Raw genomic sequence first — 22,396 nt, forward strand, 5'->3', positions numbered from 1 at the left:
AATTCACTAATAATTAATTCTCAATATTTTTGTTGATTTCTTGAACAGGATTGACAGCCCAGTGGAGCTTTGTGCGTATTAAGTCATAAAAAGCACTTTCCATTGGTTTTATCAATTTTACTCTATTTTTAGAAAGATAAATATTGACAGTGTCTCCATCTGATAGAATTGTTTGCAATTGTCCGTCTGCAACAAAATTTACTTTTCCTGTAGGTGAAAATACAACAAATCTTAAATCGCTGCTATCATCAACTACTAATGGACGTAATGTAAGAGAATGAGGCGAAATTGGTGTAAGACAAATAGCTTTTGTGGAAGGCGAAATGATCGGTCCACCACAAGAAAGTGAATATGCAGTCGATCCTGTTGGAGTTGAGATAATTAAACCGTCAGCCCTGTATTCACCTACATAATGGTCGTTTGCATAAGCCTGAATGGTTATCATTCTCGGAGAATCTTTTTTCTCGAAAACGAAATCATTCAGAGCAAAATAAGTATTACCACCAATTTGAGTTTCTAATACAGAACGATCAATTAATCTATAATTTCCTTCTAATAGATTATTAATTGCTTTTTCCAAATTTTGCACAGAAAACTCAGCTAAGAAACCTAATTTCCCAACATTAAATCCCATTATTGGAACATCATAATTTATTAATTTATGGCAAGCTGATAGGATTGTTCCATCTCCACCAAAGGTAATAACAACATCTGCAACTTTTCCGAAGTCACTAAGTTCAATAGGATTGACTTTTTCTCGAATTTCACCAGAGAATTGTTCTATTGCCTCTTGGCGGGCATAGCAATTAACATTAGCTTCGCATAATATATGGGCTGCCTTTTCAGCCCATTTAATTACATCAGGTTTTTCTGAAATTTCGTAAAGAACAAAATTATTCATTTATTATATGCAAAAAAGTAAAACTACGCTAATATATCAGATAATTCCATCATATAATTGAAGATTTTTTTCTTTTTAGTCCAGGTTTCAACAAGTGGTGTATATACAATATCGTGCATTGATTTGCCAACCATAACGTCGGTTTTTCCATCAAGCAAAGCTTCAACAGCTTTTACGCCTAAATGGCTTGCTAATACACGATCCCTTGCAGTTGGAGCACCACCTCGTTGCATATGACCAAGAATAGAAACTTTAGGTTCAATATCGTATTTTTGTTTCATTAATTCAGCGATGACAGCAGCACCACCATATTCGTCTCCTTCACCAACAATAATAATTGTGCGGCGAGTTTTTCCTTGTTTAAGAATTCTTTGATATAGAATATCTAAGTTTGTGGCAATTTCAGGAATAGCAATATATTCAGCTCCACAAGAGATGCCAACATCCATTGCAATAAAACCCGCGTGACGCCCCATAACCTCAATTAAAAATACTCGCCCGTGAGAATCGGCTGTATCACGGATTTTGTCAATGGCTTGAACAGCTGTGTTTATTGCCGTATCGTATCCGATTGTATAATCAGTGCCATATAGATCATTATCAATTGTTCCCGGTGTGCATACTACTTGAACACCGTGTTCTTCCCATAACGCGTGAGCACCGTGAAAAGTTCCATCGCCACCGCAACAAATAAGCCCTTCAATACCGTTTTCTTTTAATTGTTCAGCGGCAGCTGCTCGACCTCCGGCATTCATAAATTCCTTTGAACGACTTGTTTTAAGTATTGTGCCACCAGAAGAAATGATATTTGCTGTTTCTTTCCGAGTTAATTTTATAAAATTTCCTTCAATTAAACCAGAATATCCACCTACGATTCCATAAATTTCTAAACCGTTGTATATTGCTGCTCTAACTACTGCTCTAATGTGAGCATTCATTCCAGGAGCATCGCCTCCACTTGTAAGCATTGCAATTTTTTTCATATTAAATTCACTATAAAAGTTTATAACATAGAAAATTACTGATTATTTTCCAAAAATAAAGCATTTAATTTAAAAAATAAAACAATTTATTTAATTTCTTGCCAACGATATTTATTCAATGTTTGGTTAAAGTGCTTCTTTAATTAAAGCTCCACCTACAACGTCATCTCCTTCGTAAATAACTACAGATTGTCCGGGAGCAACAGAACGTCTTTTTTCTATAAAATCAACCTGCAATAGACCATCACTATTGATTCTGCAATATGCTGATTTACCTTTGTCGTTATAACGAATTTTTACAGAGAAAACCTTTGTTGCATCTAAATCGTTGTATTTCATTAAATTTAATTTTTCACCGATTAATCCATTATCATATGTTTCGTCGAAAGTATCAACTTCGATGATATTATTTTTCGCATTGATTTTTTTTACATACAAGGGTTCGCTAAAGGAGATTCCAAGCCCTTTACGTTGCCCGACAGTATAGAATGGAAAACCTTTATGTTTGCCAATTATTTTCCCACGAAAAATAATATTGCCGCTGTTTACTTTTTCATTAATGTTCGGAACTTGCTTTTCAATAAATGAGTGATAGTTATTGTTCGGAATAAAACAAATATCCTGAGATTCAATTTTGTTGAAAACAGGTAAATCGTATTTTCTTGCAATTTCTCTAACTTCATGTTTGGTATATCCGGCAAGAGGGAAGATAGTCCTAGCTAATTGTTCTTGCGAAAGTCCCCATAGAGCATAAGATTGATCCTTGCTTTTATCTATTCCTTTACTAATGTAGAATCTTCCGTTATTTTCATTTTTCAAAACTTTAGCATAATGACCTGTTGCAAGGTAATCGGCTCCGTATTCATTAGCTTTTGTCAGAAAAGGTCCCCATTTTATTTTTGTATTACATTCGACGCAAGGGTTTGGAGTGCGTCCGTGAAGATACTCTTCGATAAAGTTATCAATAACTGTATTTTTAAAAGTCTCTGTTAAATCTATAATTTTGTGTTCAATTCCTAATATTTGACAAACCCGATAAGCATCTATGCTTCCAGTGTATGAACAGCAACTTTTTTTGTTTTCAACTGGTCGGCAGTCATCGTCAAGTTTATGAGTGGCAATTGTAAGTCCAATTACTTCAAATCCTTGTTCTAAAAGTAGTGCAGCAGCTACTGATGAATCAACTCCTCCAGACATTGCGACTAATACTTTTTTCTTTTCGTGCATAGTTTATAGTCAATTATGTTATGAATAATTCAACTATAGACGAAAAAAAATAAAAAAATATGTATTCCCAAATATTTAGTTTGATATTAATTATATTTTGTTCTTCATGTTTTTCGATATATAATGAAATAAGTTCTTAGAAAAAAAAGAGGCTACTTTTGATGAGTAGCCTCTTTATATCATTGAATTAATTTCAAATTAATTCATCAAACCTCTTTTTCTGAGTAATGGTTCAATTTGTGGTTCTTTACCTCTGAATTTAATATATAAATTCATTGGATCGTCAGTATGACCTTTTTCTAACACATTTTTTCTGAACGATTCAGCTGTTGCTCTATCAAAAAGTGATGTTTCTTTGAAAGCTTGGAAAGCATCGCTATCGAGCACTCCAGCCCAAATGTAGCTATAATATCCTGCAGAATATCCGCCACCAAAAATATGGTTAAAATATGTCGAACGGTAACGGAATGGGATTTCTTCAGGTAAATTAATTTGTTGAGCTACTCTATTTTCAAATTCTGTAACATCATCAATTCTGTCTGTTGTGTAGTAAAACATATCAAGCAATGAAGCTGCTAAATATTCAACTGTTGCAAATCCTTGATTGAACTTACTGCTTGCTTGAATTTTTTCGATTATTTCATCAGGTATAGGTTGTCCAGTTTGATAATGACGTGCAAAGCTACGCAACACTTCTGGTTCAGAAAACCAATTTTCCATTACTTGCGAAGGGAGTTCAACAAAGTCACGAGGCACATTAGTTCCGCCTATGCTTGGATAGGCATTATTAGCAAACAATCCGTGAAGAGCATGCCCGAACTCGTGGAATAGAGTTTCTGCCTCATCCAGAGAAAGCAATGATGGTGTGTTTTCAGTTGGTGGAGGAAAATTGCAGACATTGAAAACAATAGGATAAATTGTTTTGCCATTTTTGACTTTTCTTTCTCGTAAATTATTCATCCAAGCACCGCCGCGCTTGCTGGAACGGTTGTAATAGTCTACGAAAAATAACCCAATATGTCTGCCATCTTCTTCAGTTACTTCAAAAACACGAACAGTCGGGTCGTATACCGGAACATTTTTAATTTCTTTAAACCTAATTCCCCACAATTTATTTGCAACTGTAAAAGCACCCTGCATAACGTTTTCAAGAGGGAAAAATGGGCGAAGCTTTTCTTCATCAATTTCATATTTTTCGCGTCGCAACTTTTCTGTATAATAACGCCAGTCGTGTGCCTCTAATTTAAAAGTATTTCCTTCTCTATTAATCAATTTCTGCAATTCCTGAGCTTCTTTAATAGAATTTTCTCTTGCCGGTTCCCATAGACGATAGAGTAGTTCGAACACTCTATCAGAAGTTTTTGCCATATTATCGCTTATAACAAACTCAGCAAAATTTGGAAAACCTAACAAACGAGCCTTTTCTTGGGATAATGAAACTATTTCTTTAATAATTTCTTTATTATCATATTCATTGTCATTGTTTCCGCGATGTAAATAAGCTTTAAGAATTTGAGCTCTTAGATCTCTATTTTCAGCATATTGCAAAAATGGCATTATGCTTGGATTTTGCAGAGTAAACAACCATTTATCTGGTTGACCATCACGAGTAGCAGCTTCTTTTGCTGATTCAACAACGCTATTGGGCAATCCGCGCAAATCTTCTTCTTTTTCAATGTATAGTTTATAATTGTTTGTTTCTGCGAGTACATTATCTCTGAATTTTAGTTGCAAAGTTGAAAGTCTCTGATTGATTTGAGCAAGTCTTTCTTTTGCTGCTTTGTCCAATAGAGCGCCATTTTTAACAAAGTCCTGATATTTCTGTTCAAGCAATCTTAATTGCTCGGGTGAAAGCTTTTCTTTGTTACGATTGTCATACACAGTTTTGATTCTTGCGAATAGTTTTTCGTTGAAAAGAATATCATCGTTGAATTTAGATAGTTTAGGAGTAATTTCCTGAGCTATTTTTTGCATACCAGGTGTTGAATTTGAGCTAACTAAATTAAAGAATACAGAAGAAACACGCTGCAGTAATTCGCCCGAAAACTCTAATGCTTCGATTGTGTTTGCAAAATTAGGTGCTTGCTTGTTGTCTGTAATTTTTTTGATGTCAGCATAAGCTTCTTTCAATCCTTTTTCAAAGGCTGGTAAATAATGTTCTTCTTTGATTTTATCGAAAGGAGGAACATCATAAGGAGTATTGTAGGGCTTAAAGAAAGGATTGTCGCCTACAGATTTTTTTTGTGCTTCGACACTCATAACGGTTAATAATAAACTGAAACATAAAAAAAGTAGTTTTTTCATATTACCTCTCCAAATAATAAAATATATTTGAAAAATTGTTCCCCTTATCTATTTATAAATAATAGAAAATTTATTAATCAATCTTTACAATATAGTAAAAATTTGTGTAAAATACTTACAAAACGTTACATTGATAGTTAGAGTAAATTAATGAAATGAGAATAATTCCGAAAATAGGCAGCTAAGTGTCTTGTTCACTGCTATGTGAGAGGTGTGTTATTAGGTAGAGATAGGCTCCACTTCATAGGTGAAGCCTATCTGGTTGCTCGAGAACCTTCCGAAGAAATAAAACCTTCGAAAGGTTGTTAGCTAGGATAATTCATCCATTGACTTTGAGTCATCGGATGATTTTTTTCTAGACTTGGACTCCATCTGTGAGGTAGAGCCCATTTTGGGAAGAGGACCCTTCGGAAGGGTTAATAAAAGAGACAAAATGAGAAAGGCGATAATTCGGCTAAGGTGCTGATAAACCATCGGATAATACGGAGTTGTTCGATGAGGGAGACTACTCTAAATTTATTGTGATAATATCATCTAAATTAGTTGTATAGCGAGGGGATAATTTTTCACGACGCAAATTAAGAATACCTTTCGGATGTTGAGATGCAAGCCTAATGGTTTGTTGCCCGAATTGAGAATTTATCAAATCAACCGCTTCCATAAGCTTTACATGTCTTTCATCTCTATTGAAAAATAGAGTTTGTTGGACTAGATTTTCGGGTACTATATCAAGAACAATTACACCTGCTTTTTTATAACTAAAGCCATTCTTATAAATCTGGGAAAGCGCATCACGTGCAAATTTAGCTAATTCAAGAGATGAATTTGTAGCAAATGGCAGTTTCATAACAATGTTTTTATTATATTGCATAGATTCATTTTTATGCCTATTAGTATTAATAAATACCATTATAGTATTGCAGCAAGATTTTTGTTTACGAAGTTTTTCAGCACAAGAAACAGCAAAAGTAGTAACACGTTCAGCTAACATTTCAAATTCCGAATAATCCACGTCGAAGCTACGAGTAGTTGCAATAGATTTTTTATTTTGAAAATGCTCTAAATTTAATGTAGGGATACCTTCCAAGTCACGTTTAAGACGTAAACCGGTGATCGCCATTCGTTTCTTTATCCAGTCATCTGTTAATTGGGTGAAATCGTAGGCAGTGATAATATTCATTTTTTGTAAAAGTTTAGAATATCGGCGTCCGATTCCCCACACATCTTCAATTTTCAACCATTTTAGAGCCTTGTTGCGTTTTTCTTCGTTGTCAATAATATATACATTTTTTGTATGTTCTGAAAATTTTTTAGCAATTTTGTTTGCAACTTTTGCTAAAGATTTTGTTTTGGCAAATCCGACGCTGATAGGAATACCAGTCCATTTAAGCACTCTACGGTACATTTCTAATCCAATGTCATTTAAACGCGAAATAGAATAATCTGAAAATTTAATAAAACATTCGTCTATACTGTATATCTCGATTTCAGGTGAAAAATCCGAAAGTATTGACATTACCCGGTTGCTCATATCGCCATATAGAGCGAAATTTGCTGAAAAAACCTCAATACCGAATTCTTTGAAGATTTTTTTGTATTGAAAAGCAGGTGCTCCCATCGGGATGCCTAATTTTTTTGCTTCATTGCTGCGCGCAATAACACAACCATCATTATTCGACAATACAACAATAGGGCGATTAATTAAATCTGGACGAAATACACGTTCGCAGGATGCGTAAAAATTATTACAGTCTACCAGAGCAAACATCATTATACCTTTTTAATAACATGAGTAACAATTCCCCATATTAAAAAATCACTGTTATCAGAAATTTTAATAGGGTCATATTTCTCATTTTCAGGCATTAAAAAAACATTTTTTCCCTTAATTTGAATTCGCTTACAAGTAAATTCACCATCGATAAAGCATACAGCGATTTTCCCATTAGTAGGCTCAAGACTGCGGTCAATTATTAGTAAATCGCCATCTTCGATGCCAGCATTTTTTAATGAGTCTCCTTTTACTCTTCCATAGAAAGTTGCTGCAGGATGCTTAATTAAATGCTTGTTTAGATCTATGCTCAAATCAATAAAATCCATTGCAGGAGAAGGAAATCCAGCACGTATTCCACTTTCAACCAGAGGTAAACTCAATTCAGTTTCTGTTTCAGCTGAGTATATTTCAATATGATTACCTTGATATAGTCTTAATGATTTCATTATCTATATTTTAAATAATAGAAAAATTATTAATCAATCTTTACAAAATAGTAAAAATTTGTTTAAAATACTTACAAAACATAAGTTTGATAGTTGGATTAATTTAAATAAATTTTGGATAATGCTAAATAAATAAAATAAGTAGAACGATTATAAAGATGAATTGCTTGTTCACTACGAGGTAAAAGGTACATTGTTATATAAGAAATAGTTTCTACCTTGGAAATGGATCTTTTCTGATTTTCCGAAGGTTTAGAGCCTTCGAAATGTTGACAGCCTTCTGAAGGTTTGAAACCCTCCGGAGACTTTTTTACAGAAATACTCAATCCTTCGAGGTGTTAGACATATATCGAGCTTTTGTCAGAGTGAGTTAAAATTGAGTTAAGTTATTATTATACAATACGTATAGGGATACTAGTGCGTCAAGGTATGATAGAGAGCTCTTTGGAAAGGGAGGCGAAATATTTTTGTTACTTGGGAGCAGTAACCGGGGAGCATCAGTTTTGTCTTGAGCGAGTAGATCGGATTAACTCGATAGAGAGGATACGAGCGATGAATAATGATCAGGGATTAGCGGTAGAATATTTTTGCGGAGGGTATAATTGTAGGCACAGGTAGGTAGCTTTTTGGGGCAAGATGGTGAATGGAATTGCGTCGTATGATTTGTAGAAAAAGGATTATGCGAAAGTGACAAAGCAGGCGAAAGCGGTGATGGAAAGCAAGTGAGCGTTAGCCGAGAATCGATCGGCGCTTGGCAAGTTAGAGTTAAGCATGCAAGGGAGCAGAAACGAAGACGGTGATATGGATATATATTTAGAAGGCGAGGCGAGGCAATGCAATGCAGGTGAAACAAACTAAAGCGCAAAGGGTTGGGGTACTGTAGTAATGTTGCAAATATACTTGAGAAGCTTTATAATGGGACTTTTTGAAGATTATCTTGAAAAAAATAAAAGAAACTGAAGAAGATGGAGAATTGAATAAAGATGTAGCATTTTATGCTTGTGGGGGATTGATATGATGTGTGTAAAGGGGTAATTAACAACGAAGAAGCTAATTAACTGATAGAGAAAATACATATAACGAGAGTAGAGCTGAGAAAGGTTAATTGGTGAATTAGTTTAATTAATATGAACAGATAGGCTCTACCTGCAGTGGAGCTTATCTATTTTTATTCTAGACCGAAAGATCACACGTTATTTTGAGTTATATTGATATCTTTTGCAAAGAGATCAGCGGCATAATCGGCTAATATATCTTCGTTTATCAGGAGTTAATCCTATAAATTCCCATAACTTGCAACTTTACTTGTCTCATTTAAAAGACTTAATATAAGTTAAATAAAACGATATAAATATCAGTTGATCCATTCCGTGAAAAAGACTAATCTTTTGTATTGTTTCTTTTCCTATATGTTATATCTTAAATATATTAAAATATAGTAATAATTTATTTTATTTTTATTCAAACAATTTACATGCTGAATGTCCAATTTGAATTTGTTTATTGTATATTTTTCAATGAAGTTATTAATATTTTTCTGATGTTTGACGATAGCATTTTTCTCTTGTTATGTAGAATCTCCATTTACAATCAAATTTTTATTTATACAATCTTTTAAAAACATTTCTATGGCAATTTTTAGTAAACAAAATAACCTTTCCCGCAAGATGGGATCATAATTATTTTATCCTATATGTTATTATTATTTTTTATACTCAAGAGCATATTAAGTTAAATCAACTATTGCTATTATTATAATGTCTGCTATTTTAAAATATTATTTACCTGCTATTTCGCATTAATAATCATTTCCCAAGTTCCTGATGGGAAAATAACTTTTCAATTCTGGTATTGTTGAATTTGCAAATCATCTATGAAAAGGGATTAATTTTTATAACATTTTGTTAATTAAACTATACTGATATACTGAATTATACCTATTTTTCTTTTAGGTGAATCTAATTTAATCAATAAATCTCGATAAAAATTTATTAATTAATTTGGTAAAAAGTTTAATTCAGTTAAATTTGAAATTAGGCGTAACTAATGTTTGATTTTGAAAATTTTTTAATTGAAAATTGGAGGATATTATGTTTAAAGAATTTGTATTTATTTTTTTCTGGTTTTTATTTGTGATTAATGCTTTTGCTCACGAAAACTGTATAGAAGGTTTTGTTGTTTACAAAAATGGTGAGGCAAAACCAGTTATTGGCGCAACAGTTCGAATATTAAATACCTCACTCGGAGCTGTTACAAATAGAAATGGTGCATTTCATATTAAAGGTATTCCAAAAGGAAATTACGAACTTGTTATTACTGGTGTTGGGCTCAAACCTATTTATTATAAGTTTTCGATTGATAAAGAACTAAAAGAAAATTTGCAACTTAATTTTGAAATGGAGGGATCTTCAATTAAAACAGCTGATGTTGTAATTACAGCTACTCGTTCGGAAAAAATATACGAGGAAGTTCCTGTTAAAGTGTCTGTCATAAGCAATAAAACATTTCAAGCTACAAGTTCTGTTGATATTCGTGATGGATTAAATTTTCAACCTGGACTAAGAACAGAAATTAATTGCCAAAACTGTGGATTTAGTCAAGTAAGAATTAACGGACTTGATGGGCGATATTCACAAATTTTGATTGATGGGAATCCAATTTTTTCATCGTTGAATGGAGTTTATGGACTTGAGCAAATGCCTTCAAATATGATTGATAGAATTGAAGTTATTCGCGGTGGCTCATCTCTTTATGGTGGTAATGCTGTGGCTGGCATTATTAATATTATTTCAAAAGAGCCGTACTCAAATAACTTTAATATTGATTTATTCCAATCATTTATGCGTAGTAAATATCCTGATTACTCTCTGAATTTTAATGGTAGTATAGTTTCCGAAGACAATAGAATAGGTGCTTATGTGTACGGTTTTCAGCGAGATAGAAGTAATTGGGATGAAAATAATGACGGTTTCTCTGACATTGGTAAATTAAACGTTAAAACTTTTGGTATTCGTTCATTTTTTAGACCAGACCATAAAACTAAACTTAGTTTGGGCTATCAAGCCATATTTCATACTATTCGCGGTGGAGACTCAATAAGTAATCCTCCTCATCAAACTAACATTACTGAAAAAGCATCTCATAATTCTAGTTTTACAACATTTAAATATGAACGATATATCAGCAACGAATTAAATAAAATTACTGTCAATTTGGGTTATCAAAATACTAAAAGAGAAAGTTACTATGGCTCAGGACATAATCCAAATGCTTATGGTACTACCGATAACCAAACTTTTGGTTTTGGAGTTCAATATGACCATTTAATAAATAACTTTCTGGGTTACCATATGCTAACCACTGGATATGAATATCATTATGATTGGATGCTCGATCACGCTCCTGCATACGGAAGGAGGATTGACCAAACTACTTTTTCCAATGGAATATTTGTTCAAGATGATTGGACTTTCACTGAATGGCTCAATGCTGTTGTTGGTATTCGTTTTGAGAAACATAATAAAATTGATAATCTGATCATTTCTCCGCGTCTGAATGTTTTATGCAAGGTTTCTAATTCTTTGAATTGGAGAACAAGTATTTCAAAAGGTTACCGTCCGCCGCAAGCCTTTGATGAGGATTTGCATATTACTCAAGTAGGAGGGGAATCACTACTTATTCTTGTTGATGACAACTTACAACCAGAATATTCTGTTTCGTTTTCCTCATCCGTTGATTATTCAACTCGTTTGTTCAATCTTCCATTTGCCTTTTCTATCGAAGGTTTTTTAACAAAATTAAATGATGTTTTTGTTTTAAAAGACTTAGGAAAAGATGATAGCAACAACTTAGTTTTTATGAGGATTAATGACGGAACTGCAACAATTAATGGTATTACTTTTGAAGTTCAAACAGAAATTTCAAAATATTTTGATTTTCGCTCAAGCTTAACTTTTCAGCAGGGATTATACAACAGGAAAATAGAATGGTCTGCTGGTGATATCGATAACGGTATTTTACCACAGTATTCTAATAAATTATTCAAATCGCCAAATATCTATGGAAATTTTGTCTCGAACATTAATTTTTCACAACAAATAAATGTGTCATTTTCGGGAATTTATACAGGTTCAATGTATATTCCTCATTATGCAGGGTATATAGAACAAGATAAGTTGAAAAAAACACCTCAATTTTTTGAATTAGGAGCGAAATTAAGTTATTCTATATTTCCTCTAACTAATTTATATGTAGGTGTGTATAATATTTTTGATGCATTTCAAAAAGATTTAGATACCGGGAAAAATCGAGATTCGGGTTATTTATATGGTCCATCTCGTCCAAGAACTGTTTATGCTGGCATAAAAGTTTCTGTTTAATTTTTTTAATAGAATGAGGATATTAATTAATATATCCTGCAAATGAATTTCTCATTTTGTGTAAAAATAAAAAAGGGCGACAGTCTGTCGCCCTTTTTGTTGAAGCGTAAATATTAGTTGTTTTCAGTGCTTTCGTTTGATTGATTTTCCTCAGTTTTTTCTTCTTCTTTATTTTCAACCGGTTTTGGTAAATAATCAGGAGGATATTCATAATTAAAGATGTCAGTTTGAATGTCCTCTGGATTGTATGTTGGTAATTCATCCGGAGACATTTCGCCTTTAGAATATTTGTCTGCATTTGGAACAGGATGAGCACTGTTATAAGCTTCAATAACTTCAACAGGTTTGTCGCGTAAGCACTCAACTACCGACAATACAATCTTTTTAGCTTCCTTATCAAATTCAACTACCTTTAATGGCAAAACATCACCAATTTTGAAGTATTCGCTAATATTTCTAACTGGTGCGAATGAAAGCTGAGAAACTGGAACAAATCCGTCAACTCTTTCAGGTAATTCGACAATGACGCCTTTTTCGATGATTCTTTCGATTTTTGCTTCGGTTTCTGTTCCAATTTTATAAGTTTCTTCGAAAGTATCCCACGGATTATCATTAATTTGTTTATGACCTAAAGCAATTCTACGTTGTTCAGGATCGACAGAAATAACAACAACATCTAATTCATCACCTTTTTTGACAAATTCGCCTGGGTGACGAATTTTCTTTGTCCACGATAAGTCGCTAATATGAACAAGTCCATCTACACCAGGTTCAAGTTCGACAAATACTCCAAAGTTAGTTAAATTGCGAACGATTCCTCTATGTTTCGAACCAATAGGATACTTCTTCATCAAGTCTTCCCAAGGATCTGGCTCTAATTGTTTCATACCAAGGGCGAGCTTTTTCTCTTCTTTATCAATATTAAGAACAATAGCTTCGACTACTTGTCCCATCGAAACAATTTGCGATGGATGTTTAACGTGTTGTGTCCAGGACATTTCGCTAATATGAATTAATCCTTCAACGCCTTTTTCAATCTCAATAAATGCACCGTAATCTGTTAAGCTAACCACTTTGCCAACTACTTTTGTGCCTTTTTCATATTTATCACCAATTGTATCCCAAGGATGCGGTGTTAGCTGTTTCATTCCAAGAGAAATACGTTTCTTTTCTTTATCAAAATCAAGAACAACTACTTTAACAGTTTGGTCTAATTCAACGATTTCTGATGGGTGAGTAACACGTCCCCAAGATAAATCTGTGATATGGACAAGTCCATCAACCCCACCCAAATCAACGAATACACCGAAGTCAGAAATTGCTTTGACTGTTCCTTCAAGCACCAAACCTTTATCAAGTTTGTCCATAATAGCTTGACGCTGTTCAGAAAGTTGTTCTTCCAGAAGCACTTTATGGCTGACGACTACATTTTCGCTTGGATGGTTTACTTTTACAACTCTAACATCAATGTTTTTCCCAACCCAGCTATCAAAATCTCTCACGGGACGAACATCAATTTGTGAACCAGGCAAAAATGCTTCAATTCCCAATAAATCGACAACCATTCCACCTTTTATGCGGCGAAGGATTTTCACTCTTGTAACTTCTTGAGTTTCGTAAAGCTTCAAAATATCATCCCAAATACGCATAAAATCAGCTCTTCTGCGTGAAAGCAAAACTCTACCTTGGTTATCTTCCATTTTCTCGATATAAACATCGATTTCATCACCAATGTGATATGATTCAGCATTGATTAATTCTGCTTTTGGAACAACACCAAATGATTTAAATCCTATATCGACAAATACTTCGTCTTTAACAATTTTAACGATTTTCCCTTTTATAAGCTGGTCTTCTTTGATAGTTCCAACTTTTTGTTCGAAAAGTGTTTCGAAAGAAGCGTCGTCAATGTCTAACGCATTTTCAAATTCGTTTTCTAAAATTTTTGAAACAGAATTTAGCAATGCATCAACGCTAATGTTTTGAGAGCTGGTTACTTCTGCCATTGGGTTTGGTGCTGATTGCTCAGAAGTTTGAACAAGAGTTTCATTTTCAGACATTAAAATTCTCCAAAATTATTTAAATTAGTTTAACATACGTACATTTCTGTACGACCATTTAATCATCAATAATAAAAAAATTAAGATTACAAAATTAAAAAATAGTTATGTAAAAACAAAATAAAATATTATTTTTCAATGATTTAATTAAATAACAATACGTATTTTTTATAATAAGAAATGAAGGGGATACAAATGAATTTAGATGGAAAAAATGTTGTTGTGCTATTAGCTGAATTTTATGAAGAAATTGAATTTTGGTACCCATACTATCGGATGAAGGAAGCGGGTGCCAAAGTGCTTTCTATTGCATCGTCAAGCAATATATTTATCGGTAAGAATGGATTAAAAGCTAAACCGGATGAAATAATATCCAACATAGGACCTGAAAACTTCGACGCTATAATTATTCCAGGTGGATTTGCTCCTGACTATTTGAGGCGCGACCCTCAAATTGTTGATTTTATTCGACGAATGAACGAACAAAATAAAATTACAGCTGCAATCTGTCATGGTCCTTGGCTTTTGGCTTCTGCAAAAATTATCGAGAATAAAACTGTTACAAGTTTCTATTCAATAAAAGATGACCTTGTTAATGCAGGTGCTTACTGGATAGATCAGGAAGTTGTCGTTGATGGTCAAATTATTACATCAAGAAATCCTAATGATTTACCAATTTTTTGTAAAACAATTATAGAATTATTGTCAAAAGATTAATGTTTTTTTTATATATTATTTTTTTAGATTTATCAATTTCTAATTATATTTTCACAACTTTCAACACTTGGAGGTAAAATGGAAAAATTTAAAAATTACATTAATGGCAAATGGGTAGATGCCGTTTCTGGTAAAACTTTCAAAAATATTAATCCGGCAAATCACGAAGATATTATTGGTGAATTCGCTTATTCAGAAAAAGCAGACGTAGATAATGCAGTTGCAGCTGCAAAAGAAGCTTATAAAAAGTGGCGTCTTGTGCCTGCACCAAAAAGAGGAGATATAATTCGCAAAGCAGGCGATATATTCGCTCGCAGGAAGAAAGAAATTGCTAAAATTATGACACGTGAAATGGGCAAACCAACTTTTGAAACAGAAGGTGATATTCAAGAAGCAATTGATACTGCTTACTATGCTGCAAGTGAAACCCGTAGACTATTCGGCTACAATGCTCCAAGCGAACTCGAAAACAAAATGAATCTTTCTTTCCGTGTTCCAATTGGAGTTGTTGGTGTTATTACTGCTTGGAATTTCCCGATTGCAGTGCCATCTTGGAAAATTTTGCCAGCAATTGCTGCTGGAAACACTGTTGTTTATAAGCCTTCGAAAGAAACTCCTCATTCAGGAGTTGTTTTTGCTGAAATAATGGAAGAAGCAGGTCTCCCACCAGGCGTTTTCAACGTATTAACTGGTGTTGGTAGTATGGGCAATATGATTGTCGAGCATCCTGATGTAAAAGTTATCGGATTTACAGGTTCTACAGATATTGGTTGTAAAATTGGTGAGATTTGCGGTAGATTAAATAAAAGAGTATCCCTCGAAATGGGTGGCAAGAATGCACAAATAATAATGGATGACGCTAATCTTGAATTGGCTATTGAAGGTGCTCTTTGGGGGGCATTTGGTACAACTGGACAGCGTTGTACTGCAACTTCGAGATTAATCGTTCATAAAGATGTTTATGAGGAAGTTCTTCAATTACTCAAAGCTCGTACTGAAAAATTAAGACTTGGCGATGGATTGAAAGAGGGAACAGACGTTGGTCCGGTTATTCACGATAAAGCACTCGAAGGTATTCATAATTACGTTCTTAAAGCATTGCAAGAAGGTGGTCGCCTGATTTGTGGTGGCGAACGTGCAACAGAGGGAGAATTGGCAAAAGGTTCTTTCTACAAGCCGACTATTATTGCTGATGTTGAACCACATCACACAATCTTTAAAGAAGAAATATTTGGTCCTGTTTTGGCAGTTACAAAAGCAGAATCGCTCGACCACGCAATTGAATTGCAAAATGATTGTGAGTATGGTTTATCTTCATCTATTTATACTCGAAATGTAAATCACGCTTTCAAAGCAATTCGTGATATCGAAGCTGGTATCACTTACATTAATGCTCCTACTATCGGTGCTGAAGCTCATATGCCTTTCGGTGGAATTAAAGGAACAGGAAATGGTCATCGTGAAGGTGGTTGGACAGTATTTGATATCTTTACAGAATGGAAAACTGTGTATGTCGATTATTCTGATAGACTTCAAAGAGCACAAATTGATAACTATTAAGAATCATTTTTCAAAAAAATGGGCTGTCCGGAAAGGACAGCCCATTTTTTTTATAACAAGAATAATCACTATAAATTTTTTAGGTTCTCTATTGTTTTTGCTAATGATTCCTCCATACTTACTAATTTTTCTTTTTCGTATTGAACTATTTCAGCAGGTGCATTCTGAACGAATTTTTCATTTGACAGTTTACCCTGACTACTCTTGATATTTCTTTCAAGTCGTTCAATTTCCTTTCTTAATCGCTCTTTTTCCTTTTCAATATCAATTGAAGTTGCTACTTCGAGTATAACTTCAATTTCACGAACAACAGAACTGATTGCACCTTGTTGCTTTTCGAAGTTGTTACCGATTTCTAATGATGATATCTTTGCTAAATTTGCTATTACATTTGATAAATCATTAAAAGTATTCAACAATTCTTTGTTCCCAATAGAAATTTTAGCCGGAACTTTTTGTGAAGGAGGAATATTGATAGATGAGCGAAGCCTTCTCATTTCCTCAACAATCATCTGAACAAGTTCGAAATCTTGTTCTATTTTGTCATTAATACAATCTTTCATCAATTGTGGATATTTCTCTGTGCTTATACTAACGGCATCCGAGTTACGAATAATGCTATAGATTTCTTCTGTAATATATGGCATAACAGGATGCAACATTTTCAATATGTCAATATATAAATTTATTGCAAAACGTACTAATTTTTGCCTGTGTTCTACGTTTTCTGTATTGTTGATATTTACCTTTAAGATTTCAATATACCAGTCGCAGAAGTCGCGCCAGATAAAATCATATAGCAATTTAGAATAATCAGTAACCTTGAAATTATCAAGTGAATCGATAGTTTTTTCCAAAGTAGAATGAAAGCGTGAAAGTATCCATCTGTCTGAGATTGTTTTTTCATTATCGTTTAGAATTTCACCTTCGAGTTTCACATCATTTTCTTCTAATTTCATCATTAAGAAACGTCCTGCATTCCATATTTTATTTGCAAAGTTACGCCCAAGTTCGCAGGAGGGAATATCCTGATGATCTACATCTACATCCAGGCGAACATCTTGACCGAGTGGAGCAAGATAAAGCATAGTGAAGCGAACAGCGTCAGCGCCATATTTATCTATTATTTCGAGTGGATCCGGCGAGTTACCAAGCGATTTAGAAAGTTTTCTACCTTTACCGTCCCGAATTGTACTTGTAAAATATACATTTTTAAACGGAATTGTGTTTTTGAAATACATTGTTGCCATTATCATTCTTGCTACCCAGAAAAAGATTATATCGGGCGCAGTTACAAGCAAATCAGTAGGAAGAAATTTTCTTAAAGTTTCATTATCTTCTTTTCCGTCAACAAGCCATCGCATTGTTGTAAGAGGCCATAGCCACGACGAAAACCAAGTGTCGAGCACATCTTCATCTTGGACTAAAAGAATATTATCCTCTATGCCTAATTTTTGACGGGCTTCTTTTTCATCGCGGGCAGCTGTGTATCTACCATCAGGAGCATAGTAAACCGGGATACGGTGCCCCCACCATAATTGGCGGGAAATACACCAATCACGAATATTTTTCATCCAATGTTCATAAGTTTTTACCCAGTGATTTGGATGAAATTTAATCTCTCCATTTAATACAGGTTTCAAAGCAATTTCAGCAAGTGGCTTCATCCGTACAAACCACTGATCGCTAAGATATGGTTCAATTGGTTCGCCGCCGCGCTGAGAAAAGCCAACATTATGGGTATAATCTTCGATTTTTTCAATTAAGTCGTTTTCTTTTAACTTTTCAACAATGATTTTCCGGGCTTCAAAACGTTCAAGACCTGCAAATTCACCAGCAGCTTCATTTAATGTTCCGTCAGCATTAATAGAATTGATGATTTCTAAATTATGTCGTTCGCCAACTAAAAAGTCATTTGGGTCGTGTGCTGGTGTGATTTTAACACATCCGGTACCAAAAGTAGGATCAGCATATTCGTCAGGAATAATATCGACATATCTGTTTGTAAGAGGAACGCGAACCTTTTGACCGATCAAGTGTTTATATCGTTCATCATTTGGGTTTACCGCGACTGCTGTATCACCAAATATTGTCTCAGGTCTTACTGTAGCGACTTTCAAAAAGTTCTTGTTATCTGGAAAATAATATCTGAGAGTATAGAGATATTCTTTCACCTCTCGGAATTCGACTTCCTCATCGCTTAGTGCGGTTTGAGCAAGTGGAGACCAGTTGATTATCCTTTTGCCTTTATAAATCAAACCGTCATCAAATAAACGAACAAATACTTCTTTTACAGCATTTGAAGCACTGTCGTCCATTGTAAAAAGCGTTCTGTTCCAATCACAAGATGCCCCGAGTTTCCTAATTTGTTTAAGAATAATTCCGCCATATTTTTCCTTCCATTCCCAAACTCTTTGAACAAATTTTTCACGACCTAAATCATATCGTGTTAATCCTTCCTTTCGCAGTTCTGCTTCAACTTTCGACTGAGTTGCTATCCCAGCGTGATCTGTTCCGGGAAACCAGCATGCTTCAAATCCGTTCATTCGTTTCAATCGAATAAACAAATCTTGCAAAGTGATATTGAGAACATGCCCGAAATGAAGTATTCCTGTAACATTTGGTGGCGGCATTAATATGCTATATGGCTTTTTATCAGTATTTTCATATGCATTGAAAATTCCATTTTCAATCCAATTTTCATACCATTTAGTTTCAACATCTTTTGGGTTATATGCCTTTGAGAATTCTTTTTTCATATTCCATTATTTTTCAGTTTAACAAATTATTGAACAGTTGGATTTTTCATTATTATATTAGTATCATTTTTGTCTGCAACTAATCCCATCTTGGCAGCAATCTCATCAATTTTATTGCTTAAAAACATAGCTGCATATTTATAGACGATCGATTCTTGACTTCTGTAATTAGCGAGTAATTTATTGGCTTCGTCGTATGCTTCTTTGAGCTTGTTCTGCTTTACTAAAATATTAATATGCATATAATCTATTCTGACTTTTGTGTCAGCAAGGTTTTGATCTAATATATTAATTTCGTTTTGCGAATAGCCCATATTGATCATTGAGTTTTTGTATGCCTCTACCTGCTTTTCAAATCGAGTTAATATTGCCTTCGCACCATCAATATTTTCCAATATTTCATACATATCCGCAGCAATTTTATAGGGACCGTAAAGCCTACCCATAATCTCCCAACGAACATATTCAGGTTTCAAATATTCTTTATCAATTAATTCTAAACAAGAGTTCAGGCAGCTTTGGGCATATTTACGTAAATTTTCTTTATCTTCTAATTTTTCGTAGGTTCTAATCAATCTGCTTTCTGATTCAAGAACCATCGGGAATTGAACAGGTGAAATAAGTTCGTTCATTTTATCTAAGAGCTTTTTAGCGCGTTCTTTTTCATTACGTTCAATTAATTTATCAGCCACTTGATAGAAAAGAATCCTGTAGCTTTCCATTAATCTTCTATGAACTTCATCGTAGAAAACTGATGGATTGTTGAGATTGCGGAACTTAAATCCGTAATTTGGTTCTTTATGATAATTATTTGAGTTGTCATAATTCAGTAAGCATTTTTCTGTTATATCAACTTCAAGATCACCTGTTTTCATATCACTTTTTCTAACGGGACAAATTCGCCACAACATTCCTTCTAAACGCAGAAAATCGTCAAGACCAACAAACACATCGCCACCACCAACAGTAGTTGAAAAATAAACAGGTCTTTCGAAACGTGTTTGTTTGAGAATATCGTTTATAACTAAATCCTGAACTCTAAAAATATATGTTGTTTTTCCATCCCGACCTTGCTGAGGCATTCCAACAAAAGAATAACTCATCTTACCAGATTCAATTACATCATTCTTGTCGGTATATTTAGCTAATATCTCTTTTTTTACTGGAATTTCTACCTGTCGGGCATCTCCGAATTCATATGTAAGAGCGTCTTCATCGCTTTCATCCTTTCCTTGAATTTGACTGTCAGGGAAAGATAAAGGTATTTTCTTAGCACCCCAAGGTTCTCTGTTCTTTAGTTGGTCTATATACCAAAGCGTATTTGCAAGCGAGAGATTGACTACTCGAACATCGCGTCTAACACCAGCAACATCTTGTAGATACCAAACAGGAAATGTATCATTGTCGCCATTTGTAAAAATTATTGCATCTTTTTCAGAAGACTGTAGAATGTTATATGCATAATCAAAAGGAAGATAATTTCCTGCACGGGAATGTATTTTCCAGCCTCCGACAGCCATATTAAACGGTACAAGCAACATACTTGCAATAATGATAGGAATTACAAAAGCATTTTTGATCTTTTCTTTCGAAATCCAATCAATCAATGCAAATGCACCAAAACCTATCCACATTGCAAAGACCATAAAGGAACCGGCATAGAAATAATCACGTTCTCTTGGTTGTGGATCCTGTTGATTTTGCTGAATTGCTGCAAGTACGCCCATCATCAAAAACATTATTATATAAATAAATGCCATTTTTTTGTCTTTTGCGTAATGGAAATAAAGTCCAATTAATCCAAATAATAATGGCAAAGCAAAAAATCTAACAGGAAACTCATCTTTATAACCAGATTTATAATTCAATGTTTCGTAGTCTTTCTTATCATAGTTAAACCAAGCAACTCCGGCATCTTGCACATCGCTCATCCGACCGACAAAATTCCAGAATAAATATCGGATATACATATGATTAATTTGATATTTCCAAAGATATGCTAATTCGCCAGCAGTATTGATTTTTGTAAATTTCGGCACATTTATCATAGTTCCATCGGAACGGGTAACTGTTTCGTATGTTGGAGGTTCCCATTTTCCATAAACAAAGTTCCCAGCATCATCTCGCAACTCGTATCTGTAAATAAATCTGTCTTCTCTTTGATAGCGTCTTGGCCAGAATGGAGCTTGTCCATATTGTTCGCGACCAATATAGGAAGAAAGCTGGGTGAATGTTTTGGGTTCGTTTTCGTTCATAGGAGGGTTAGCATTTGCACGTAACAAGATATGAGTATAAGTTGTATATCCAATCAACATCAGAAGAATACTTGAAGTTATCAATCTTAATATTTGATTGCCTTTTTTCATAGAATAATAGAAACCATAAATTATTGCCAAAATTGCAATAATCGCCAATGCTTGAAGTGCTAAAGAGTTATTGATACTGTATTCTGCTGCTTCATTTCGTCCAGGTGTGTGTCCAGCTAAAAATGCAGGAATGGATTGAACAATTAAATTATAAATAATGAAGAAAGTTACAATTGATAATATCCCAGCCAAAATAAATGTAGAAAATTTAAAAGTGTACTTACGAAAATAAACAAGTAGAACTATAGAGAAAATCGTAAGTATGCTCAATAGATGCACGCCTGTTGACAAACCAATAAGATAAGCAATAATAAGTAGGTATTTCTCGTTGCCAGGATTATCGGCTTCTTCGTTCCAACGCATCATTAAATATACGACGATAGCTACAAATAAAGAAGAAGAAGCATACACTTCAGATTCTACAGCATTGAACCAAAAAGTATCGCTGAAAGTATATGCAGCAGCTGCAATGAATGCCGAACCATAAATTGCAAATGCACTTGCAAAATTATCATTTTCTTTTTTATAAAAGTTTCGAATTGCCATTACTGTGATTAGATATAATAACCACACTGTTAAGGCGCTTGCAACTACAGACACCATATTAATTCGCCACCCTTCATCTCCAAAAGGAATAAGAGTGTGAAATACTTTTCCAACCATTAAGAAAAGTGGGGCACCCGGTGGATGTGGCACCTGTTGCCATACAGATGCTGCGGAGAACTCTCCGCAATCCCAGAATGGAACGCTCGGTTGCACCGTAAGCACATATGTAATGAATGCTAAAGCAAAGGATAAACCAGCAAAAACACGATTCAGATACTTGTAATTCATTTCTCTTGCCATATATTTATAAACAAATAAATTGCAGTAAATGTAAATCTACAAATTATAAAAATACTTTCTTTTTACAAAGTGAT

Annotated in this window: 12 protein-coding genes; 3 read left to right on the forward strand and 9 right to left on the reverse strand. The window is 34.1% G+C overall.

Annotation, left to right across the window (positions count from 1 at the left end; all coding sequences use genetic code 11):
• Positions 1–13 precede the first annotated feature (13 nt).
• The 6 genes from ACY2LT_RS02345 to ACY2LT_RS02370 all read right to left on the reverse strand — a co-directional run bounded on the left by ACY2LT_RS02345 (position 14) and on the right by ACY2LT_RS02370 (position 7,635).
• Complete coding sequence (locus ACY2LT_RS02345; RefSeq protein WP_491816105.1) at positions 14–901, reverse strand: NAD(+)/NADH kinase; 888 nt, start codon at positions 899–901, stop codon at positions 14–16.
• Between the two features lie 23 nt (positions 902–924).
• Positions 925–1,884, reverse strand: coding sequence for a 6-phosphofructokinase (gene pfkA / locus ACY2LT_RS02350; RefSeq protein ID WP_491816107.1), 960 nt, complete (start codon positions 1,882–1,884; stop codon positions 925–927).
• Positions 1,885–2,010: 126 nt separating this feature from the next.
• Positions 2,011–3,111 (reverse strand): tRNA 2-thiouridine(34) synthase MnmA, encoded by a 1,101-nt coding sequence (gene mnmA / locus ACY2LT_RS02355; protein WP_491816108.1) that lies wholly within the window; start codon positions 3,109–3,111, stop codon positions 2,011–2,013.
• Positions 3,112–3,309: 198 nt separating this feature from the next.
• Entirely contained in the window at positions 3,310–5,415 is a 2,106-nt protein-coding gene (locus ACY2LT_RS02360) for a M3 family metallopeptidase (protein ID WP_491816110.1), read from the reverse strand.
• Between the two features lie 505 nt (positions 5,416–5,920).
• Positions 5,921–7,186, reverse strand: a complete 1,266-nt coding sequence (locus ACY2LT_RS02365; RefSeq protein ID WP_491816111.1) for a Y-family DNA polymerase — start codon at positions 7,184–7,186, stop codon at positions 5,921–5,923.
• Positions 7,186–7,635 (reverse strand): LexA family protein, encoded by a 450-nt coding sequence (locus ACY2LT_RS02370; protein ID WP_491816112.1) that lies wholly within the window; start codon positions 7,633–7,635, stop codon positions 7,186–7,188. Before ACY2LT_RS02370 ends, ACY2LT_RS02365 begins: the two co-directional genes overlap by 1 nt.
• A gap of 2,090 nt (positions 7,636–9,725) precedes the next feature.
• On the opposite strand from ACY2LT_RS02370, the gene ACY2LT_RS02375 reads away from it, so the two are divergent.
• A complete protein-coding gene (locus ACY2LT_RS02375; protein WP_491816114.1) occupies positions 9,726–12,014 on the forward strand; it encodes a TonB-dependent receptor in 2,289 nt (762 codons plus the stop codon).
• Between the two features lie 113 nt (positions 12,015–12,127).
• Here ACY2LT_RS02375 and rpsA read toward each other — a convergent pair whose 3' ends face one another.
• Positions 12,128–14,074, reverse strand: a complete 1,947-nt coding sequence (gene rpsA / locus ACY2LT_RS02380) for a 30S ribosomal protein S1 (protein WP_491816115.1) — start codon at positions 14,072–14,074, stop codon at positions 12,128–12,130.
• Positions 14,075–14,269: 195 nt separating this feature from the next.
• Between rpsA and ACY2LT_RS02385 the strand changes: the two genes are divergently transcribed.
• Both ACY2LT_RS02385 and ACY2LT_RS02390 read left to right on the forward strand, forming a co-directional pair.
• A complete protein-coding gene (locus tag ACY2LT_RS02385) occupies positions 14,270–14,791 on the forward strand; it encodes a type 1 glutamine amidotransferase domain-containing protein (RefSeq protein ID WP_491816117.1) in 522 nt (173 codons plus the stop codon).
• A 78-nt stretch (positions 14,792–14,869) separates the two neighbouring features.
• Positions 14,870–16,351, forward strand: a complete 1,482-nt coding sequence (locus ACY2LT_RS02390) for an aldehyde dehydrogenase family protein (protein WP_491816119.1) — start codon at positions 14,870–14,872, stop codon at positions 16,349–16,351.
• 68 nt (positions 16,352–16,419) lie between these two features.
• On the opposite strand, the gene ACY2LT_RS02395 is transcribed toward ACY2LT_RS02390, so the two are convergent.
• Both ACY2LT_RS02395 and ACY2LT_RS02400 read right to left on the reverse strand, forming a co-directional pair.
• Positions 16,420–19,110: a valine--tRNA ligase gene (locus tag ACY2LT_RS02395; protein ID WP_491816121.1), complete on the reverse strand. Its 2,691-nt coding sequence runs from the start codon at positions 19,108–19,110 to the stop codon at positions 16,420–16,422.
• 26 nt (positions 19,111–19,136) lie between these two features.
• The gene (locus ACY2LT_RS02400) at positions 19,137–22,310 is read right to left on the reverse strand and encodes a glycosyltransferase family 117 protein (protein WP_491816122.1); all 3,174 of its coding nucleotides are present in this window, start codon (positions 22,308–22,310) and stop codon (positions 19,137–19,139) included.
• Positions 22,311–22,396 lie beyond the last annotated feature (86 nt).

It is taken from the genome of Eximiradius proteiniborus (genome assembly GCF_058546985.1).